Origin of the sequence: Pseudomonas lutea (genome assembly GCF_000759445.1) — a bacterium.
Lineage (GTDB): Bacteria > Pseudomonadota > Gammaproteobacteria > Pseudomonadales > Pseudomonadaceae > Aquipseudomonas > Aquipseudomonas lutea.
On the sequence record NZ_JRMB01000001.1, the window covers coordinates 1,664,252 to 1,685,053 of the forward strand.

Annotated in this window: 19 protein-coding genes; 8 read left to right on the forward strand and 11 right to left on the reverse strand. The window is 61.5% G+C overall.

What is annotated here, in order from left to right:
- The first annotated feature begins 5 nt into the window (after positions 1 to 5).
- Both LT42_RS07140 and LT42_RS07145 read left to right on the forward strand, forming a co-directional pair.
- Positions 6 to 689: an ABC transporter ATP-binding protein gene (locus tag LT42_RS07140; RefSeq protein ID WP_037011087.1), complete on the forward strand. Its 684-nt coding sequence runs from the start codon at positions 6 to 8 to the stop codon at positions 687 to 689.
- Positions 689 to 3,202, forward strand: coding sequence for an ABC transporter permease (locus LT42_RS07145; RefSeq protein WP_037011089.1), 2,514 nt, complete (start codon positions 689 to 691; stop codon positions 3,200 to 3,202). The genes LT42_RS07140 and LT42_RS07145 overlap by 1 nt, the downstream gene beginning before the upstream one ends.
- Positions 3,203 to 3,280: 78 nt before the next feature.
- On the opposite strand, the gene greB is transcribed toward LT42_RS07145, so the two are convergent.
- Positions 3,281 to 3,763, reverse strand: a complete 483-nt coding sequence (gene greB / locus LT42_RS07150; RefSeq protein ID WP_037011090.1) for a transcription elongation factor GreB — start codon at positions 3,761 to 3,763, stop codon at positions 3,281 to 3,283.
- A gap of 84 nt (positions 3,764 to 3,847) precedes the next feature.
- Positions 3,848 to 4,861, reverse strand: coding sequence for a GlxA family transcriptional regulator (locus LT42_RS07155; protein ID WP_037011093.1), 1,014 nt, complete (start codon positions 4,859 to 4,861; stop codon positions 3,848 to 3,850).
- Between the two features lie 179 nt (positions 4,862 to 5,040).
- Between LT42_RS07155 and LT42_RS07160 the strand changes: the two genes are divergently transcribed.
- The 5 genes from LT42_RS07160 (at position 5,041) to LT42_RS07180 (ending at position 9,938) form a co-directional block, all read left to right on the forward strand.
- Complete coding sequence (locus LT42_RS07160) at positions 5,041 to 6,219, forward strand: GGDEF domain-containing protein (protein ID WP_037013078.1); 1,179 nt, start codon at positions 5,041 to 5,043, stop codon at positions 6,217 to 6,219.
- A 13-nt stretch (positions 6,220 to 6,232) separates the two neighbouring features.
- Positions 6,233 to 6,763 (forward strand): GNAT family N-acetyltransferase, encoded by a 531-nt coding sequence (locus LT42_RS07165; RefSeq protein ID WP_037011096.1) that lies wholly within the window; start codon positions 6,233 to 6,235, stop codon positions 6,761 to 6,763.
- 514 nt (positions 6,764 to 7,277) lie between these two features.
- Positions 7,278 to 7,631, forward strand: coding sequence for a hypothetical protein (locus tag LT42_RS07170; protein ID WP_037011099.1), 354 nt, complete (start codon positions 7,278 to 7,280; stop codon positions 7,629 to 7,631).
- A 614-nt stretch (positions 7,632 to 8,245) separates the two neighbouring features.
- The gene (locus LT42_RS07175) at positions 8,246 to 8,728 is read left to right on the forward strand and encodes a DUF2938 family protein (RefSeq protein ID WP_037011102.1); all 483 of its coding nucleotides are present in this window, start codon (positions 8,246 to 8,248) and stop codon (positions 8,726 to 8,728) included.
- A gap of 148 nt (positions 8,729 to 8,876) precedes the next feature.
- Complete coding sequence (locus LT42_RS07180; RefSeq protein ID WP_037011105.1) at positions 8,877 to 9,938, forward strand: SDR family oxidoreductase; 1,062 nt, start codon at positions 8,877 to 8,879, stop codon at positions 9,936 to 9,938.
- A gap of 89 nt (positions 9,939 to 10,027) precedes the next feature.
- Here the strand turns inward: LT42_RS07180 and LT42_RS07185 are convergent, their stop codons facing one another.
- From LT42_RS07185 to LT42_RS07195, 3 genes are read right to left on the reverse strand one after another with little or no spacing between them, the layout of a single operon-like run.
- A complete protein-coding gene (locus LT42_RS07185) occupies positions 10,028 to 10,237 on the reverse strand; it encodes a hypervirulence associated TUDOR domain-containing protein (RefSeq protein WP_037011108.1) in 210 nt (69 codons plus the stop codon).
- Positions 10,238 to 10,252: 15 nt separating this feature from the next.
- Complete coding sequence (locus tag LT42_RS07190) at positions 10,253 to 12,103, reverse strand: glycoside hydrolase family 15 protein (RefSeq protein WP_052075160.1); 1,851 nt, start codon at positions 12,101 to 12,103, stop codon at positions 10,253 to 10,255.
- Positions 12,096 to 12,896 (reverse strand): glucose 1-dehydrogenase, encoded by an 801-nt coding sequence (locus tag LT42_RS07195; RefSeq protein WP_037011111.1) that lies wholly within the window; start codon positions 12,894 to 12,896, stop codon positions 12,096 to 12,098. Before LT42_RS07195 ends, LT42_RS07190 begins: the two co-directional genes overlap by 8 nt.
- Before the next feature lie 640 nt (positions 12,897 to 13,536).
- Here LT42_RS07195 and LT42_RS07200 point away from each other — a divergent pair.
- On the forward strand, positions 13,537 to 14,448 hold the full coding sequence (locus LT42_RS07200; RefSeq protein WP_037011114.1) for a LysR family transcriptional regulator: 912 nt from the start codon (positions 13,537 to 13,539) through the stop codon (positions 14,446 to 14,448).
- A gap of 839 nt (positions 14,449 to 15,287) precedes the next feature.
- Here the strand turns inward: LT42_RS07200 and pstB are convergent.
- The 6 genes from pstB to LT42_RS07230 all read right to left on the reverse strand — a co-directional run bounded on the left by pstB (position 15,288) and on the right by LT42_RS07230 (position 20,775).
- Positions 15,288 to 16,067: a phosphate ABC transporter ATP-binding protein PstB gene (pstB, locus tag LT42_RS07205; RefSeq protein WP_037011117.1), complete on the reverse strand. Its 780-nt coding sequence runs from the start codon at positions 16,065 to 16,067 to the stop codon at positions 15,288 to 15,290.
- Complete coding sequence (gene pstA / locus LT42_RS07210; RefSeq protein ID WP_037011120.1) at positions 16,067 to 16,945, reverse strand: phosphate ABC transporter permease PstA; 879 nt, start codon at positions 16,943 to 16,945, stop codon at positions 16,067 to 16,069. The genes pstB and pstA overlap by 1 nt, the downstream gene beginning before the upstream one ends.
- Positions 16,942 to 17,937 carry a phosphate ABC transporter permease subunit PstC gene (gene pstC, locus LT42_RS07215; RefSeq protein ID WP_037011123.1) on the reverse strand — a complete coding sequence of 332 codons (996 nt, stop codon included), beginning with the start codon at positions 17,935 to 17,937 and terminating at the stop codon, positions 16,942 to 16,944. The genes pstA and pstC overlap by 4 nt, the downstream gene beginning before the upstream one ends.
- A 70-nt stretch (positions 17,938 to 18,007) precedes the next feature.
- Complete coding sequence (gene pstS, locus LT42_RS07220; RefSeq protein ID WP_037011125.1) at positions 18,008 to 19,027, reverse strand: phosphate ABC transporter substrate-binding protein PstS; 1,020 nt, start codon at positions 19,025 to 19,027, stop codon at positions 18,008 to 18,010.
- Between the two features lie 424 nt (positions 19,028 to 19,451).
- Positions 19,452 to 20,342, reverse strand: a complete 891-nt coding sequence (gene bla / locus LT42_RS07225) for a class A beta-lactamase (protein ID WP_081955332.1) — start codon at positions 20,340 to 20,342, stop codon at positions 19,452 to 19,454.
- A gap of 193 nt (positions 20,343 to 20,535) precedes the next feature.
- On the reverse strand, positions 20,536 to 20,775 hold the full coding sequence (locus tag LT42_RS07230; RefSeq protein ID WP_037011127.1) for a hypothetical protein: 240 nt from the start codon (positions 20,773 to 20,775) through the stop codon (positions 20,536 to 20,538).
- Positions 20,776 to 20,802 lie beyond the last annotated feature (27 nt).

A 20,802-nucleotide genomic window follows, 5' to 3' on the forward strand; every position in this document is an offset into this window, starting at 1 on the left:
TCTCCATGAGCGAAAGTATTCTCAGTGCTCGGAACCTCAGCAAAGTGGTCCCAAGCACCGAAGGTGACTTGACCATCCTGCACGAACTCTCCCTGGAACTAAACAAGGGCGACACACTGGCCATCGTCGGCGCGTCGGGCTCGGGCAAATCCACCCTGCTCGGTTTGCTGGCCGGTCTCGACCTGCCGAGCGCCGGCTCGGTGATCCTGTCGGGCCGCAATCTCAGCGAGCTGGACGAGGATCAGCGGGCCCGGGTTCGCGCCGAGCACGTTGGGTTTGTATTTCAGTCCTTCCAGCTGCTCGACAGCCTGAACGCGCTGGAAAACGTCATGCTGCCGATGGAGCTTGAGGGCCGCAAAGACGCCCGCGATCAGGCACGGCACCTGCTGGAGCGGGTGGGACTGGGTCAACGCCTGACGCATACGCCGCGCCAGCTGTCGGGCGGCGAGCAGCAACGGGTGGCCATCGCCCGGGCTTTTGCCGCCGACCCGGACGTGCTGTTCGCCGATGAGCCCACCGGCAATCTCGACAGTCACACAGGCGAGCGCATCAGCGACCTGCTGTTTGAACTCAATAAAGAGCGCAATACCACCCTGGTGCTGGTCACCCACGATGAGCGCCTGGCACACCGCTGCCGACGCCTGATCCGTCTTGAAGGTGGCCGACTGGTCGCCCCCATGGAGCCTTGATGGCACGCCTGCCCTTTTCACGTCTGCTCAGTCTCGCCGCGCGCCAGCTGATGCGCGACGCCCGCGCCGGCGAACTGCGCGTGCTGTTCTTCGCGCTGGTGGTGGCGGTCGCTGCCAGCACCGCAATCGGTTACTTCGGCGCACGGCTCAACAGCGCGATGCTGTTGCGCGCGACCGAATTCCTGGGGGCTGACCTCATCCTCGGCGGCTCGACGCCAGCGACGCCCGAACAGATCGACGCCGGCAAGGCGCTGAAACTGGACCATTCCAGGATCGTCATTTTCTCCAGCGTGGTGGCCACCGATAACGGCATCCAGCTGGCCAGCGTCAAAGCCGTTGATGCGGCGTACCCCTTGCGCGGCGAGTTGAAGAGCGCCCCGGCACCGTATGAAAGCGAAACGACGGGCGGTGAGCCAGGGCCCGGCGAAGCCTGGGCAGAGGCGCGGATCCTTGTCGCGCTGAATCTCAAGGTGGGCGACAGCATCGACGTCGGCTCCAGAACCTTGAAGCTCACCCGGGTGCTGACCTACGAGCCGGACCGTGCGGGCAATTTCTATAGCCTCACGCCGCGGGTGATGATCAACATGGCCGACCTTGAGGCCACCAAGGTCGTGCAGCCTGGTAGCCGGGTTTCCTACAGAGATTTGTGGCGCGGCACACCGCAGGATCTGGCTGCCTACCGCAAAACCGTCGAACCGGGGCTGGCGCCGAACCAGAAAATCGACGACGCCCGCGACGGCAATCAGCAGATCGGCGGTGCGCTGGGCAAAGCCGAGCGTTATCTGAACATGGCCAGTTTGGTCGCGGTGCTGCTGGCGGGTGTCGCCGTAGCCTTGTCGGCGGCGCGTTTTGCGGTGCGCCGATTCGATGCCAGTGCGCTCCTGCGTTGTCTGGGGCTGTCGCGCAACGAAGCACTGGTTCTGTTCAGTCTGCAGCTGGCCATGCTCGGCGTGGCCGCCAGCGCGGCGGGTGCCCTGCTCGGCTGGTTTGCCCAGCTGGGCCTGTTTCATCTGCTGGAAAACCTGCTGCCGGCCGCGGTGCCGCCGGGTGGCTGGCTGCCTGCGGTAGCGGGTATCGGCACCGGGCTCGTTGCGTTGGCCGGCTTTGCACTGCCGCCGCTGGCAGCGTTGGGGCGCGTGCCACCGCTGCGGGTGCTGCGTCGGGACATGTTGCCGATACCCGCCAGCACCTGGCTGGTGTACGGTGCGGCGCTCTTCGCGCTGGGGCTGATCATGTGGCGGTTGAGCCTCGACCTGGTGCTGACGTTCGCCCTGCTGGGCGGCGGCGTAATCGCGGCGTTGCTGCTGGGCGGCGTGTTGCTGCTGGCCTTGAAAAGCCTGCGAAGGTTGCTGGCCGGAGCATCCTTGCCGTGGCGTCTGGGCCTGGGCCAATTGCTGCGCCACCCGATGGCCGCTGCGGGTCAATCGCTGGCGTTTGGCCTGATCCTGCTGGCCATGGCGCTGATTGCGCTGTTGCGTGGCGAGCTGCTCGACACCTGGCAGAATCAGTTGCCCAAAGACGCGCCCAACTACTTCGCCTTGAACATCCTGCCCAACGACAAAGACCGTTTCGCCGAGCGTATGGGCCAGCTCTCGACACACAGCGCGCCGTTATACCCGATGATTCCCGGGCGTCTGATGACCATTAACGGCGAACCGGTGAGCAAATTCGTCACCAAGGACTCGCGAGGCGAAAACGCGACCCAGCGCGACCTCAACCTGACATGGGCGGCAACGCTGCCGGAAGGCAACAGCATCACGGCAGGCCAGTGGTGGTCCACCGACAAGCCCCCTGCCGACGACGTCGTTCCCGGTGTATCGGTGGAAACCAAACTGGCCGACAGCCTGCACGTGAAGCTGGGCGACACCCTTGGCTTCGTGATCGGCGGGTTGACCCGCGAGGTCCGTGTGACAAGCCTGCGCGACATCAACTGGGACACCTTCCAGCCCAACTTTTTCATGATCTTCCAGCCCGGCACCCTGAAGGACGTGCCTGCCACGTACCTGACCAGTTTCTATCTGGCGCCGGGCAATGATCAGCACATCGTCGAGCTGTCCCGGGCTTTCCCGGCGGTGACGATCCTGCAGGTGGAGGCGCTTCTGGAACAGCTGCGCAGCATCCTCGATCAAGTGACCATGGCGGTGCAGTACGTACTGTTGTTCGTGCTGGCAGCCGGGATGGCGGTGTTGTTCTCCGGGCTGCAGGCGACGCTGGACGAGCGGATTCGCCAGGGCGCGTTGCTAAGAGCGCTGGGCGCCAGCCGCGCGTTGTTGATCAAGGCGCGGCGCATCGAGTTCGGGTTGCTGGGCGCGGTCAGCGGTGTGCTGGCGGCGATTGGCTGCGAGCTGGTCAGCTTCGCCCTGTACCGCTACGCCTTCAATCTGCAGTGGCATCCCCACGTCTGGCTGTTGGCGTTGCCGCTGATTGGCGCGTTGCTGGTGGGTGGCGCGGGGGTGTTCGGGACGCGACGGGCGCTGAATGCCAGTCCGCTGCAAGTGCTGCGCGAGGGGTAAGATCCACAGACAGGCTTGGGGTGGGCGGCGACCGGGCCGCCCATCCGGGTCAGCTGGCGGGTGCGCGCATCGCAGCCGCTATTTTGGGTATTCGATCTTGTTGATCCACCATAATTTGCTGCCGGTCGGCACGGGCACTGACACTTCATCGCCCACTTCTTTCTTCAGCAGCGCCCGCGCCATGGGCGAATCAATCGAGATGTAGTCCATCCGGCCGTAAATCTCGTCGTACCCGACGATGCGAAACCGCTTGGTGTCGCCCTCTTCGTCCTCAACCTCAACCCATGCGCCGAAAAACACCCGGCCCTCCTGCTCGGGCGAGTACACCACGACGCGCATGTCTTCCAGCCGCTTGCGCAAATAGCGCACCCGCCGGTCGATTTCGCGCAGCAGCTTCTTGTTGTATTGATAGTCGGCGTTCTCACTGCGATCACCCAGTGAAGCGGCCCACGCCACTTTTTGCGTGATGTCGGGCCGGTGTTCTCGCCAGAGGTAATCGAGCTCCTTTTTGAGGGCTGCGTGACCCTCGACGGTGATTATTTTGGTGCTGGTTTCACTCATCAATGCTTTCTCGGTCCGGGCGGGCTGGCTCGTTCGCGCAAGCCTACAGGGTTGGGCCTGGCGGCGGGCAAATCAAGTCGACGCTCACTTGACCAGGCGTACTTCCCTGGACGGTCGATAACCAAAATAGGCGCTGTAGCATTTGCTGAAATGGCTTGGCGAAACAAACCCGCAGGCCACCAGGACGTCCACTTGAGACAAGTCGGTGTGCTGCAGCAAACGCCGCGCCTCGGTGATACGCAACTCCAGGTAATAGCGCTGCGGGGTGGTGCCCAGCTGTTCCTTGAACAGCCGTTCGATCTGCCGACGCGAGCGGCCGGCGTATTCGGCGAGTTGCTCCAGTTCCAGGGGCTCTTCAAGATTGGCATCCATCAGCCTGACCACCTCTTTGAGCGGCGCGCTGACGGTCAGGTGTCGGCTCGGTTTGATTCGTCGATAGCGTGATTCCTCGAAGGACAAGATGTCTTCGATGCCCTCGACCAGCGCTTTGTCATGCAGACCTTTGATCCATTCCAGCGCCATGTGGAACGCCCCGGCCGGGCTTGACGCAGTGAGGCGATCACGGTCAATGACAAACGCTTCGCTGGTGACCTGACTGACCTTGCACACCTCGGCCAGGGCGGCGCGGTGCTCGGGGTGGATGGCGCAGCGATAGCCGTCGAGCACGCCAGCGGCCCCCAGAAACCAGGCACCGTTCCACAGCCCCGCGAGGGTAACGCCAAGTTCAGCGGCCATCGTAAGCAGGGTGTTCAACGCTTCATCGGCCTTGAGCTCGGTGCGGTATCCGCCGCAGATCACCAACAGATCCAGCTCCCTCAAAGCTGAGGCTTCCAGCCGCGCGTCGGGCCGGATGACCAGACCCAGATCACTGGCGACTTCGCCTTCGCGCAAGCCAAAGGTGCGCGATGCAAACAGACCGGGGCGCAGCAGATTGGCGGTGACGAGGGTGTCCAGTGCCTGGGTGAACGCCGGCAACGAGAAGTGCTCGAGCAAGATAAAGCCCGCGCGCGCCTGGGTTGACGGGTCGCGTTTGTTCTCGTCCACGTAGCGAAGGTTCTTGCCCTTCATGCCACCGCTGAATTCTCGCCGTTCGATCACTGCTGCCTCACGTTCGCGCCCGCCGCTCTTCGACTTAAAAAGCGGCAGCGCAATTCTAGCGGAACGGCGCCGGCATTAAAGTTTAGTCAGGCGTGCCGATACAGGTCGGCCTGCAAAAAACCATCCCCTGCGAGAAGTTGCCGGCCCAACCCACCCGCTCACTGACCCAGGCTGCTTTCATGGCACTCGATCCGATGACGATGCTGACGATGACCATTGCCCTCGCAGCCGCCGCCGCGCTGTACCTGGGCATGGAATGGCGGGCGGTGCAGGCGCCTTCGCTGCTGCTCTGGAGCGCGGGCTTTGCGACCATCTCCATCGGCTCGACCCTCGCGCTGTTGCGTGGCAGCGGCATTTTGCTCATCGGTATCTGGTTTGCCAACGGTTTGCTGGTGACTGCGCACTGGCTCTTTCTGCTGGGGGTGGCGCGGTTTACCCAGACAACACTGTCGAAAAACTGGTACCTGATCTTTGCGCTATGGCTCGGGCTTTTGCTGCTGCCGGATCAACCCTGGTGGTCGAAGGTGATGCTGGTGAGCAACTCCCTGCTGGTCACGCTGCTGATGCTCAAGGCCAGTTGGCTGTTGCGCCCGCATGGCAGGTCTCTGAGCGTCGGCGCCGTGCAGTTGCGCTACATCTTGCTGGCCCACGGCATGTTTTATCTCGCTAAAGCAGTGACGGCCGTCATGCCGGGCACGCTGATTGATCTGGCAGCCTTTCGAGGAGAGATCATTCAAATATCGCTGGTCGAAGGGGCGATGGCGATCATGCTTATTGCGCTGTCGATGACCGGCTCGGAGCGTTATCGCCGGGAAAAACATATCGCCAGGCTCGCAGCACGCGATCCTCTGACCGGGCTCTACAATCGGCGGGAATTCGAAGCACGCGGGCAGCGGCTGCTGGACAAGGTAACGGATACCCGGCCGGCAGCGTTGTTGCTCATGGACATCGACCACTTCAAACTGGTCAACGATCTCTACGGACACTCGGCAGGGGATCAGTTGCTGATCTCACTGAGCGAGCTCATACGCTCGACCCTCCCGGACGGCTCGCTTGCGGCGCGACTGGGCGGCGATGAGTTCGTGATCCTGCTGGACGACACGTCAAGTGAGCGGGTTCTGGCATGGAGCACTGCGCTGCGCGAGGCTTTTCAGGCGTCCGCGTTACACCGCTTTGCCACTCCCGAGGCGGTCACGCTGAGCATAGGCGCCAGTCTGTTCAGCGAAGCCCCCGCGAGCCTGGCCGTGCTTATCGAGCGCAGCGACTCAGCGTTATACGAATCGAAACGGGGTGGACGCAATCGGCTTCGGCTGGTAGACCAGAGAGCCGATGACCGCAGTTCGCTGCCGACCCAGTGAAGGATTGCCCGCCATGCCCCTGACCAGCGCGCGCTTGATTTACCGAGCCCCGACGCCTGCCGACCTTGCCCGTCTGTATGCAATCTACAGCGACCCTCAAACCCAGCAATTCAACCCGTCCGGCCCGATGACCGAAGAAGCTCAGGCGCAGGCGTTGCTCGCCCGCTGGACTGACCATTGGAACATTCACGGTTATGGCTGGTGGGCCATCGCGCGCAAGGACGCCCCTCACCACATAATCGGTTTCGGAGGAATCGCGTTTCACGATTATCTGGGGGAGCAGCGCATGAACCTGGGCTACCGGTTTGCGGTGGAGGCATGGGGCAAGGGGTTTGCCACGGAAACAGGAGAAACGGCGTTGCGGCACGCGTTCGTCACGTTAGGGTTAGACGAAGTATTTGGTTTCGTGCGGCCCGCCAATCTCGCCTCGGCCCGGGTCCTGGAAAAGATCGGCATGCGGCGCTGTGGCGAACTCGACGACGTACCCGGTCAGCCACCGAGCTTGTTGTTCAAGGCGACGGCAGCATCGCTGAAAGCGTTATAAACGGCAGGCGTCCGGCATCGGTCATCACCGACAGAGCGCCTTAGTGCGCAGCGTGCTCCGCACAGCTGGCATCCAGCTCGTCCCACGGGTGCGCCATCTCACGTGCGTAGCCACAAGTGGGTAAATGCTCAAATGTCGATTCGCGCTCGGACTCGCGTTGCCTGGCCTTGCAGGTTCTGCATAACACTGTGTGGTCTGATAACCGCCAGTGGCTGTTCCACCGTACGAGATCGTCGGTCACCATTGTGTCTTCCTCTGCATCGCTTGCTTACCCAGTTGATCCACTTTGGCGTTCAGGGTTTCGATAGCCGGGACGCGGCCTGATGAGCGGTCGGTCCCTCGGCAAGGCTGCCCCCTGGTCATCGGCGACACGCCGGGTTGAACGGCAACATGAGCAACACTTCCTGGACCTCACGTGGTTTACCTAACCTTTACCAATACCGGACGCAGCTTTACATGCATCCGGTGTTTCATAGGGCCATGGCGAATTCACTATACCGCCTGAGGAGACACCATGTTGTCGAAGATGAGCCACGCCTTGATTCTGTCCGGATTGCTCGCCGCGGCCGGTACCGCATCGGCCAGCGAACGCAACGTGATTGTTCCGGTTATCGCCGGGGCGGCCGTAGGCGCGGTATTGGCGGCAGTGATCAGTCAGTCGAACCATCACGGGCGCGAGCGTTACCAGGATTACCGCCCGCAGCCACAATATGCGCCGCGTTATCAGCAGCAGTACCAGCGTGTGGTTTATGTGCCGGTGCGCGAGCGCGTTGAGTACCGTCGATTCGCACCCCCGCCACCGCGCGGCTATTACGATGGTGGCTATCGCAGGGGCTTCGACCACGGCCGTGGCTACGACCGCTGGTAATTTTGCAGCCCGCCGCGTGACGCTTCCCGGTTGAAGCCAGATTGACCGGGCTGGCCTCTTCCCGGCTGAGCCGGTCCCACTGACAGCATTCACCTGTGGGACTGGCTTTAGCCGGGAAAGCGTCAGTGGCAACAACGAAAAAATCCAGGCAGTCCGGGCTGGCCTCTTCCCGGCTGAAGCCGGTCCCACTGACCGCACCCACCTGTGGGACCGGCTTTAGCCGGGAAAGCGTCAGTGGCAACAACGAAAAAATCCAGGCAGTCCGGGCTGGCCTCTTCCCGGCTGAAGCCGGTCCCACTGACCGCACCCACCTGTGGGACCGGCTTTAGCCGGGAAAGCGTCAGTGGCAACAACGAAAAAATCCAGGCAGTCCGGGCTGGCCTCTTCCCGGCTGAAGCCGGTCCCACTGACCGCATTCACATGTGGGATCTGCTTTAGCCGGGAAAGCGTCAGCGGCAACAATGATAAACCCAGGCCGCAAGGGAAGACGTCAGCGGCAACCCTGCAAAATCCAGATTGTAGGGCTGGCCGCTTCCCCGCTAATGCCGCTTCCCTGACAACTCTGCTAACGTGTCCGGCCAACACAGGCCCGTAGACCACCTGCAGGGACAGACATGTTTGAATTCATCTTTCTGGCAATTCTCATTGGCATGGGCGGCACGGCATTGCTCGACCTCTGGGCGTTGCTGCTCAAGGCTATCCTGGGGTTGCCGACCCCGCCCTGGCACCTCGTTGGCCGCTGGTTCGCCGGAATGCCTAAGGGACGATTCCGGCACCGCGACGGCATCGGCAACTCGCCTGTTATCCATCGCGAACTGGCGGTTGGCTGGTTCATGCATTACGCCGTCGGCGTGGTGTTTGCGGCCGTACTGCTGGGGATCTGGGGCGTGCAATGGGCGCACTCGCCTACCTTTCTTCCCGCACTGATCGTCGGGCTGGTCACCATCGGTGCGGGCTGGTTCATCCTGCAACCGGGCATGGGCGTCGGGGTTGCCTGCAGCAAGGCGCCCAAGCCGAACGTTGCCCGCTTGCAAAATGTACTCGGGCACGTGGTCTTTGCCGTTGGCATGTACGGGACGGCGCTGCTGGTCGGCTGATTGCACCAGGCTGAATGCAAAGCGCGCGTGCGCGGTCTGTGGTCGCACCCGGCCAATCGCGATGAACCTATCTGCACCGATGCCGTTCTGAAACCCTAGAGCTGCATCCTTATGGAGCCCGTTCAACTCGATCAATCAGGAGACCCACATGACTCAGACCGCCTTGGTCGTCGGCGCCAGCGGCATCGTCGGCAGTGCAACCACTCAACTGTTGCTCGATAACGGCTGGCAAGTCGCTGCCCTCTCCCGCCGTCCTTCGGCGATGCCTGGCGTGATCCCCGTGGCAGCCGATCTGCACGATCCGGATTCTGTCAAACAGGCCCTCGCCGACCTCAAACCCACCCACGTGTTTCTCACCACGTGGTCACGGCAGGCCACCGAAGCGGAGAACATCCGGGTCAACGCCGCGATGGTGCGCAACGTTCTCGACGCCTTGAGCCCGGCAAAAAGCGTTCGGCATGTGGCGCTGGTCACCGGTTTGAAGCATTACCTGGGCCCGTTTGAAGCCTATGGCAAGGGCACGTTGCCGCAGACGCCATTCCGTGAATCCCAAGGCCGGCTGGACATCGAAAACTTCTATTACGCCCAAGAAGACGAAGTGTTCGCAGCAGCCAAGCGCGACGGCTTCACCTGGAGCGTGCACCGTCCGCACACGGTCACCGGGGTTGCGGTGGGCAATGCCATGAACATGGCCACGACTCTGGCGGTGTACGCTTCGATCTGCAAGGCCACCGGCCGGCCATTCGTGTTTCCTGGCTCCCGCGTGCAGTGGGACAGCCTGACCGACATGACCGACGCTCGCCAGTTGGCCAAACAGCAACTCTGGGCCGCCACCACCCCGGCCGCCGCCAATCAGGCGTTCAACATCACCAACGGTGACGTGTTCCGCTGGAAGTGGATGTGGGGCCAGATCGCCGAGTACTTCGGACTGCACCCTGCAGCGTTCCCGGAAAAGCCGTCTCCGCTGGAAGAACAGATGGCCAATGACCAGCCGGCCTGGGATGAACTGGTTCGCACCCACGGCTTGAAAGAGGCCGATATCACCCGCCTTATTTCACCGTGGCACAGCGATGCGGACCTGGGCCGGCCAATCGAGGTAGTGACTGACATGTCGAAAAGCCGTGCGCTGGGTTTCAAGGAATTCCAGGCCAGTGACCAGGCGTTCTTCGACGTTTTCGACACGCTCCGTGCCCAGCGCCTGATCCCGTAACGCAGCCGCCCGTGCCACACAAAAAACCGCAGCGATGAATCTGTCATCGCCGCGGTTTTTTTGTCTGCCGTTAATTTGAAGAGGACAGGTCACGCCTTTTCCAGCGCGTCCTCCTTGTGCATCGCCAGATGGCCGGTCTTGTCGCTCTTGACCTCGTACTGTGGCGCTTCGGGTGAAGCATGGCGGTGGCGGCCCATGAACTCTACTTCCTTGGTATGCACTTTGGTCACTTTGCCGAGGATGTGCCCGGCCTCGGAATTCCAGCGCACGTGATCACCCACTTTGAATGCGTGAGGCATCTACCTTCTCCGGTTTCAGGGCTGCCAGAGGGTCTGGCCGCCTTCAAGTTTGCGATCCAGAAAACTCGCCGCGCTGATCAGCGCCAAGTGGCTCAGCGCTTGTGGCGTGTTGCCCAAGTGATGGCCATGGGCGTCGAACTCCTCGGCGTACAGGCCCAGCGGATTGGCGTAACGGAGCAACTGTTCAAACTCCAGGTGCGCCTTCTCCAAACGTCCCGCGCGAGCGAGGCATTCAACGTACCAGAACGAACACGCCACAAAGGCGCCTTCTTCGCCATCGAGACCATCGTGATAGTCATCGTCGTTGCGATAGCGGAACACCATCCCATCGCGGACCAGCGCGCCCTCAATGGCGTCCAGGGTCTGCAGCCATTTTGGATCACTGGCACCCACAAAACGCACCAGCGGCATCAGCAACATCGAGGCGTCCAGGTTTTTGCTGCCTTTGTGCTGGACGAAATGGCCCAGATCGGCGTCCCAGAAATTGTCCCAGATGTCATCGTGGATGGCCTGGCGCTGCTTGTCCCATCGCTCGAAAGGCGCTGGAAGCGAGCGTTTCAAGGACAAACGCAGCGCGCGGTCCAGGGCAACCCAGCACATCAGCCGTGAATGCAGAAAGTGCTGGTCCTCGCCGCGCATTTCCCAGATGCCCACGTCTTTGCTCTGCCAGTTTTCGCACAGGTCGTTGACCAGGCGGGTGACGTTCTTCCAGCCTTCGTGGGAGATCGCTTCGCCGTACTTGTTGGCCAGATACACCGCGTCGAGCAACTCGCCATAAATGTCCAGCTGCGTCTGCTTGTACGCTTCGTTCCCCACACGCACCGGGGTCGCCCCGCCGTAACCGCTCAGGTGATCCAGCTCTTTTTCCGGGAGTTCTTCGCGCCCATCTAGCGAATATAGGATGCCCAACTTGTTGGCATCTTCGCAGCAGTCGCCCATGCGGTCGCGAACCCAATGCATAAAGGCATTGGCCTCATCGGAATACCCAAGGCGCATGAAGGCGTAGACGGTAAACGAGGCGTCGCGGATCCAGGTGTAGCGGTAGTCCCAGTTGCGCTGACCACCCTCTTCCTCCGGCAGACCAAACGTGGCGGCGGCGACAATGCCGCCGTGCTTGCGCGACGTGAGCAGCTTGAGCGCCAGCGCCGAACGGTTGACCACCTCACGCCAGCGCCCGCGGTAGTTGGAGTGGCGGCTCCAGTGCTGCCAGTAACTGACCGTGGTTTTCAGGTCGCAATCGCAGTTCGTCGCCGTGACCAGCGGATCTTCGGCACCGCCGAGCATGAACTCGACGATATCGCCCTGTTTCATTTCGAACTCGGCCACCGCCGCCTGACCCTCAAGACGTATGCCGGTGGTAGCGGCAAGGCGCAGCGCAGGCTGGCCCTCGGCCTCGAAGCATACGTCTTGCCCCTCCATCCGAGCGGCCGTGTCAGCGCGGCTGTAATCGTGGCGCACCCGGCACAACATGCGCACCGCCGTCTGGCCGTGGCGAACCTGGATCCGCCGGATCAGCCGCGGGAGGTTGTCGACTTCCGAAGCGATGGGCATCAGATCGGTCACTTCGACAACCGCGTCTTTGGCAATCCAGCGGGTCATCAGCACGTTGGTTTCAGGCAGGTACAGTTGCTGCCGGCGTGCGTCCGGCAGTACCGGTGCCAGCTGAAAGATCCCCGCCTCGGGCGTGTCCAGCAACGCGGTAAAAATGCTCGGGCTGTCGAAATCGGGCCAGCAGAAAAAATCGATGCTGCCGGTGTCGGCGACCAGAGCCGCGCTGCGCATATCACCGATGATCCCGTGATTCTCGATGGCGTTCTGCGGCTCTTGCCCGGCCTGTTCATCCGGGGTGGCGGTGGGCTCAACCATTGTTGCGAAACTCGGGGTACAGACTCATCCCGCCGTCGATGAACAGCGTCGTACCATGCACATAATCGGACGCGTCCGAAGCCAGCCAGACCACCGCGTTGGCCACGTCGTCCGCCTCACCCACTCGCCCGTAAGGAATCAGTTCCAGCAGCTTTTTCTCGGCGTCGCCTTCGGTGGCTTTGGTGTTGATGGCGGTTCGAATCGCTCCCGGCGCGATGCTGTTGACACGGATCCGCTGCTCGCCGACCTCTTGGGCAATGCTGCGCATCAGCAGGTCGACGCCGCCTTTGGAGGCGGCATAATTCACGTGCCCGGCCCAGGGAATGACCTGATGCACCGAGCTCATGTGGATGATCTTGCCCCGTGCGCGCGACACCTCCGGGCGGATCTCCTGCCTGGCGAACTGCCTGAGGGCCGCGCGTGCGCAGAGGAACTGGCCGGTGAGGTTGACGTTGATCACGGTGTTCCAGTCTTTCAACGTCATGTCGGCGATCGGGGCGTCCTTTTGCAGCCCTGAGTTGGCGACCAGGATGTCAACGCGACCAAACGCCTTGAGCGTCTCGGCGAACAGTTTCTCCACGTCCTGTTCATCGGACACGTCGGCACCGACGGCGATGGCCTGGCCGCCCGCGGCGATGATCTCCTCGGCAAGCTTTTGTGCAGGCTCCGGCTGGGAGTGGTAATTGATGACTACCGCGGCGCCCGATGCGGCGAGCCCTTTTGCCGCCCCGGCGCCCAGTCCGGAGCTTGCACCGGTGACGATTGCGACTTGGCCTTTCAGGGAAATCTGCATGGAATGTCGATCCTCATGGTGAGCGTTTTAATGCTGACTCGCTAGGCTCTGCCGAAGTTCATCGGGAAAAGGCTCGCTCCCATGGCAAACCGCTGCGGGCGCTGGCTCTGGCGGGCAACACTTGGGCGGTCACCGCAAACCTGTGGGACTGGCTTTAGCCGAAGGCGTCGTAGCCACACCGCAAAGTCGAGGGTTGGCCCGCTGGCCCCTTCCCGGCTGAAGCCGGTCCCACTCGGGCACGCGTATACCCTGTGGAACTGGCTTTAGCCGGTCGTACTCAGGCACGCGTATACCTTGTGGGACTGGCTTTGGCCGGTCCTACTCAGGCACGCGTATACCTTGTGGGACTGGCTTTAGCCGGGAAGGCGTCAGTCGCCACACTGCCAAGTCAGGGGGCATCGCCATTGCAGCTGACCAGCCGTATTCCTCTGTAGGAGCCGGCTTGCTGGCGAACGCGGCTTGTGACTGCGGGCCCCTTCCCGGTTGAAGCCGGTCCCACTCACACGCACGCGTCCCGCTGCAGGACTGGCTTTGGCCGGGAAGGCTGGACGCAGAAGGACGGCGCTCCATAAACTGACGCCCATCAATATCGCAGGCCTTCCATAGCAGGGTGACGAATGTCAGGCAACGGGGACGGTGTATGAATCGCAATGAGCTGCGCAAGGCCGACATCAACCTCATGGTGGTGTTCGAGACCTTGATGCAAGAGCGTAACGTGACCCGCGCTGCCGAAAAGCTGTTCCTCGGCCAACCCACCATCAGCGCCGCCCTCAATCGCCTGCGGGCGTTGTTCAACGATCCGTTGTTCATCCGTGTGGGCCACCGCATGGAGCCGACTGCGCGGGCCAACGAAATCATCAGTCATTTGTCGCCAGCGCTGGACGCAATGTCAGTCGCCCTGAGCCTGACCCGGGAGTTTGACCCCGCCAGCAGCGACATGACCTTTCGCATCGGCCTGTCCGATGACGTGGAATACAGCCTGTTGCCGCCGCTGCTGCGCGCCATCCGCGAGGAAGCCCCCGGCGTCGTGCTGGTGATCAAGCAGGTCAACTTCTGGAATGTCTCGGAGTTGTTGATGTCGGGCGACATCACCGTCGGGGTGTGCCTGACCCGTGAGCTGCCGGCCAATGCCAAGCGCAAAATGCTGCGCCGGATGCAGCCGATGGTGGTGCGCGCCGATGCGGGGACCGATCCGATTACCCTGGACGAATACTGCACGCGGCCCCACGTCGTGGTGTCGTACGTGGCCAATATTTCGAGTTTCGCGGATGAGTGGCTCGCGGCGATCGGTCGCAAGCGCACCGCCGTGTTGTCGGTGCCGCAGTACAGCACCTTGCCGGCGTTGATGGAGGGAACGGACCTGCTCTGCAACTTGCCGGACCACCTCACCCAGGCCATGCGCCGAACCGGGCTGCGCGGCGATCCACTGCCCTTCGTGACGCCGAATCTGGAGCTGTCGATGGTCTGGCTCAGCGTGATGGACACCGACCCGGCCGAACGCTGGCTGCGCAAGCGGCTTGAGGAATTCATGGGGGATTCGAGCGGTGTTTGAGAGGGATTGGCCGGCGGCTTGATGCCTGGGCGTCCTGGGGTCACCGGTTGGCGAATAAATGCCGGCCCCTGGAAATGCCCCCCTCATTAGATGCCGATCCTGTAGAAGCCGGCTTGCTGGCGAAAGCGACAGTGCAGCGCCGTTGCTGCGTCTGAACGATCGGGTTCGCCAGCAAGCCGGCTCCTACAGATTTGCGCACCCCCAGATATCGGCGGTTGCCTCCTGCAGGTGTGCGCACGCCTAACATTTCAGAGGTTGCCCGGGTCAACTGTAGGAGCGCGCTTGCCCGCGAAAAATATCAGCCCTCGATATCGCACAGCCTGACCCACCGCATTCGCCAGCAAGCCGGCTCCTACAGATTCGCGCACGCCGAGATATCGGCGGTTGCCTCCTGCAGATGTGCGCACGCCTAACATTTCAGAGGTTGCCCGGGTCAACTGTAGGAGCGCGCTTGCCCGCGAAAAATATCAGCCCTCGATATCGCACAACCTGACCCACCGCATTCGCCAGCACGCCGGCTCCTACAGATTTGCGCACCCCGAGATATCGGAGGTTGCCTCCTGCAGATGTGCGCACGCCTAACATTTCAGAGATTGCCCGGGTCAACTGTAGGAGCGCGCTTGCCCGCGAAAAATATCAGCCCTCGATATCGCACAACCTGACCCACCGCATTCGCCAGCAAGCCGGCTCCTACAGATTCGCGCACGCCGAGATATCGGCGGTTGCCTCGATCAGCTGTATGAGCCGGCTTGCTGGCGAAAGCGGCCGTACAGCCACCGTCGATGTATCCGATCAATCGGCTTTGCCAGCAAGCCGGCTCCTACTGAGATGCGCGGATGTCAGCCGAAACGACCGGTGATGTAGTCCTCGGTCTGGGTTTTGGAGGGCTTGGTGAAGATGGTGTCGGTGTCGCCGTGTTCGATCAGCTCGCCCATGAACATGAACGCGGTGTAGTCCGAGCAGCGCGCGGCCTGTTGCATGTTGTGGGTCACGATAATCACGGTGAACTGCTCTTTGAGCTCGGTGATCAGCTGCTCGATGCGGCCGGTCGAGATCGGGTCAAGGGCCGAGGTCGGTTCGTCGAGCAACAGCACTTGCGGGCGCAGGGCGATGGTGCGGGCAATGCACAGACGCTGTTGCTGGCCACCGGACAGGCTGTTCGCACTCTGCTTGAGCTTGTCTTTGACTTCATCCCACAGCGCAGCGCCACGCAGCGCCTGCTCGACGCGTTCTTCCATCTCGCGACGGGAGAGCTTTTCGTGGTGACGCACCGCGTAGGCGATGTTGTCGTAGATCGACATCGGGAACGGCACCGGCTTCTGAAACACCATGCCGACGTGGCTGCGCAGGCGGTTCATCGAATAGCCCGGCGCGAGGATGTTCTCACCGTTGAGGATCACTTCGCCCTTGGCTTCCTGCTTCGGGTACATCGAATAGATGCGGTTGAACACCCGCAACAGCGTGGACTTGCCGCAGCCGGATGGCCCGATGATCGCCGTGATGCGCTTTTCGGGAATGATCATGTCGACCGATTTCAGCGAGCGCTGGCCGCCGTAAAAGAAATCGAGACCACGGACCTGGATTTTGGTTTTTTCGTCGGCGAGGGATAGGTTGTTCATCAGGACGCCTTATTGCGCAAAAGAAGTAGACGGGAACTGAGGCTCAGCACCAGTACAAACAGAGTCATGATCAGGGCACCGGCCCAGGCCAGAGAGTGCCAGTCATCAAACGGGCTCATCGCGTACTGGAAGATCACCACAGGCACGCTTGCGATGGGTTTGAGCAGATCGCTGCTCCAGAACTGATTACCGAACGCGGTGAACAGCAGCGGTGCGGTTTCGCCGGTGATGCGAGCCAGTGCCAACAGGATGCCGGTGACCACGCCGGCCTTGGCCGCACGCAGGACGATCTGCAGCGTCAGCTTCCACTGCGGCACGCCCAGCGCCAGTGCGGCTTCGCGCATGGTCGAGGGTTGCAGCTGAAGCATTTCGTCTGTGGTACGCACCACCACGGGGATCACCAGCAACGCCAGGGCCAGTGCGCCGGCAAAGGCCGAGAAACCCACCTGATGGTTGGTGACGGCGCTCAGCGGCAGGATCACCGCGGTGTACACGAACAGGCCCAGCACGATCGACGGCGCCGACAGCAAAATGTCGTTGATGAAGCGCACCGCGTTGCCCAGCCTGGTATTACGCGCAAACTCGGCGAGCCAGATACCGGCCATCAGCCCGATGGGGGTACCGATCAGCAGACCGATGCCAGACATCAGGATGCTGCCGTAAAACGCGTTGGCCAGCCCGCCTGTCGAGCCCGGTGGCGGCGTCATTTCCGTAAACAGACTCAGGTTCAGCGCCCCGAAGCCATTGACGATAGTGGTCAGCAGGATCCACACCAGCCACAGCAGGCCAAACACGGTCGCGCCGCAGCTCAGCACCATCGCGATCATGTTCTTGATCTTGCGGACCCGGTAGAGGTTTTCGTTGTCGGCCTTACTCATAGACCCTCCTTGCGCGACAGACGAGAGAGCATCAGACGGGCAATCGCCAGCACGATGAAGGTGACGACAAACAGCAGGAAGCCCAGGGCGATCAGCGCAGAACGGTGCAGGTCGGTGTAGGCCTCGCTGAACTCGTTGGCGATCACCGAAGCAATCGAGCTGCTGGGCATCATCAGCGACGCGGAGAACTGATGGGCGTTACCGAGGACGAAGGTCACCGCCATGGTTTCACCGAGTGCGCGGCCGAGGCCCAGGAATACACCGCCGACCACCGCCGAGCGGGTGTAGGGCAGAACGATGTCCCAGACCACTTCCCAGGTTGTGCCGCCCAGTGCGTAGGCCGATTCCTTGAGGGCAATAGGCACGCTGCGGAATACTTCGGTCATGACCGAGGTGATGAACGGGATAATCATGATCGCCAGCACGATACCGGCCGTGAGCATGCCGATGCCGAGGGGCGGACCCTGAAATATCGGGCCGATCAGTGGCAGTGCGCCAAGGTTGTCGTTGATCCACGGGGCCATGTTTTCTGCCATGAAAGGGCCGAACACGAACAGGCCCCACATGCCGTAGATGATCGAAGGAATACCCGCCAGCAGTTCCACGGCCGAGGCAATGGGCATGCGCAACCAGGGCGGCGCGACTTCAGTCAGAAAAATAGCGATGCCGAAACTCACCGGAACGGCGATCAGCAGCGCGAGAAAGGAGGTGACCAGGGTGCCGTAGATCGGCACCAGTGCGCCGAATTTGCCGTTGACCACGTCCCATTCGGTACTGGTCAGAAACTCGAAGCCAAAGGTCTTGAACGCCAGGGCACCGCCCCAAAGCGTCGAGCCGGCGATGCTCGCCAGCAACAGCAGCACCAACAGAGCCGCTCCCAGCATCGTGCGCCGAAACCAGGCGTCGTGTCGGTGATCGCGGGCCGCGCGTTTATCGCTCTCGGATGCAGCATCCGGAATCACAGCGGACATGTATTGGGTGTTTTCAGTCATGGTGGGTCCACTCGCAAGGAAACCCTGTCACCGAGCGCTCGGTGACAGGGGTTAGCCGGATAACGTCGAGTTACTTGGTGAACTCGGTTTTCCAGTAGTCTTCGATCTTGCTGACCAGCGATGCAGGCAGGGGTACGTATTCCAGCTTCTCAGCCGAGCTCTGGCCTTTTTCCAGGGACCATTTGAAGAAGTCGAAAGCCGCCTTGCTCTTCTCGGCGTTTTTCGGCTGCTTGTACATGATGATCCAGGTGGTTGCGGTGATCGGCCAGGCCGTCTTGCCCGGGGCGTTGGTCATGATCAGATTGAAGTCTTTGGCGTTTGCCCAATCAGCGGTATCAGCAGCGGCGGCGAAAGCTTTGGCGTCAGGCTTGATGAACTCGCCAGCGGCGTTCTGCAGTTGGGTGTAAGCGATTTCGCTCTTGGTGGCGTAGGAGTACTCAACGTAACCAATCGAGCCTTTGATCTGCTTGACGTAAGCAGCGACACCTTCGTTACCCTTGCCGCCCACGCCCACTGGCCACTGAACAGCGGAGCCGGTACCTGGGCCTGCTTTCCACGCGTCGCTGACTTTGCTCAGGTAGCTGGTGAAGTTGAAGGAGGTGCCCGAACCGTCCGAACGGTGAACCACGGTGATGTTGGTGTCAGGCAGCTTCAGGCCATCGTTCAGTTTTACGATCGCCGGGTCGTTCCACTTGGTGATCTTGCCCTGGAAAATATCGGCAACTACCTGGCCACTCAACTTAAGGTCGTTGGCCTTGACGCCTTCCAGGTTGACCACCGGGACGATACCGCCGATGACGCTTGGGAACTGACCCAGGCCGCCGGCCTTGAGGTCTTCTGCGGACATCGGGGCGTCGGAGGCGCCGAAATCCACGGTTGCTGCCTTAATCTGAGCAATACCGCCGCCCGAGCCGATGGACTGGTAGTTGACGCGATTGTCAGCAGTTTTGCTGTAGTCCTGCGACCACTGAGAGATAACCGGGAACACGAAACTCGAACCAGCGCCAGTGACGTCAACGGCGTGTGCCATACCCGACAGGCACATCGAAGCCAGCAGTAGTGACAGGCGTTTTTTAGTCAGCAGAATCACGGCAATACCTCAACAAGAGAATTTTGTATGTGTGGTCACAGTTGAAGACCCGAGGCAGATTTAAAACTGGAAACATTTCTGTTTGATGACAGTCTTTAGACAGAGGGCAAATACGGCACCGTCTGTCAGACTTTTCCTACAGCCGTAAAATACGAAACACCCGTATCCATTGGACGAAGAGGCAGTTGTCTAGCTCGCGAGAATTAATATCAATGCGCCACAATCCAGGCCGACGGATCGCACTTTGTGGCAATTCGGGCGAGCGATAGGTGGCCGATTGTGGTTCGAAAAGGCGCAACAGTGCGGTGCAAACGCGCACTCGGACAGGCTGGCTTGCCCTACCCCGAGCATCCGAGCACAAGCAAGGCGATGAGATATGTTTCGGGACGTTGCGATGTGAGGGCAACACCGCAACTGATGACGTCTAGACCGTCGCTGCGAGGCTCCCGATCTCGGCCATCAGCGCGTTGATCTGATCGCCGCCGGCGATGGACCCGGTGTAATAAACGGACACCAGAACAGGCGCCCGGTCGCCAGGCCAGAGAATAGCAACATCGTTGCTGGCGTTATTGGCGCCCGAACCGGTCTTGTCACCCACCCGCCAACCGCGGGGCAGACCCGCCCGCAGTTTTTTGTCTCCGGTCTGATTATTGACCAGCCACGCCGTCAGCTGATCGCGTGAAGGCAGCGAGAGCACGTCGCCCAGGATCAAGGTGTTCAGCGTCTGCACCAGGGCCATGGGTGTGGTGGTGTCGCGCTCGTCTCCGGGCCGGTTTTCATTAAGCTCCGGTTCGCGACGGTCCAGGCGGGTCTGGGTGTCGCCGATGGAGCGCAGCCATTGGGTCAGCGCCTGCGGCCCGCCAATGCTGTCCAGCAGCAGATTGGCTGCCGTGTTGTCGCTCAGTGTCAAGGCAGCCTCGCACAGTGAGCCGACGCTCAGACCCTGCCCGCCTGCGTGGGATTCGGTGGTCGGCGAGTACGGCACCAGTTGCTCACGGCCATAAACGATGCGCCGGGAAAGTGCTTCCTGCTGTTGATCAACCCGGGCGAGAACACAGGCTGCAGCCAGGCATTTGAACGTGCTGCACAGGGCAAAGCGTTCATTGCCGCGGTGGTCGATCAACCGCTGGCTTGCGGTATTCAGAATAGCGACGCCGAGCCGCCCGCCGTGACGACGCTCCAGCTCAACCAGGCGTTGCGCGATGGTCTGATCCGAGGCGGGCTCGAAAAGGGGCCCGGCGGCGAGTGAGGACAGACTCAAAAAAGCGGGAACTGCGAATAACGAGGCGCCGATAAGGGTTCTGCGGGTGATCAAGATGGACGTCCTTGTGAATGACAACGGGCGCTGAGTGGACCATTGCGCTGCCCGCACAGGGAGCGACTTGGTGGGCCACCGCGAGCGTACTGTAAACGGGGCACCCGTTATCTGACCAGACGCTGCGACATCCGTACGTCGTCGGACCGAAAGGCGACTGCGCACAGCCCTACCGATGAACCGATGGCGTCGATCAGTGCGGCCGATTAAAACCCGACACTGAGCGAATCCACAGAAACCATCGATTGCTCGCCCGGTTAGGGTTGACCGCGTGATCGCCTGTGCGCTCGCCCGGCCATTCACCCGTTAGATCGCCAGCCAGTTCGCCGGCCAGGGAACCCAGCGACTGTGGCAGCAACCAGGAACTCTCCCGCTCGGTTGCCGGATAGTGAATCGGATGGTCATCTTGCTCCAACGCTGGCCAATGGCTCATTGCAGTCTCTCCCGCACTCGCATGGAT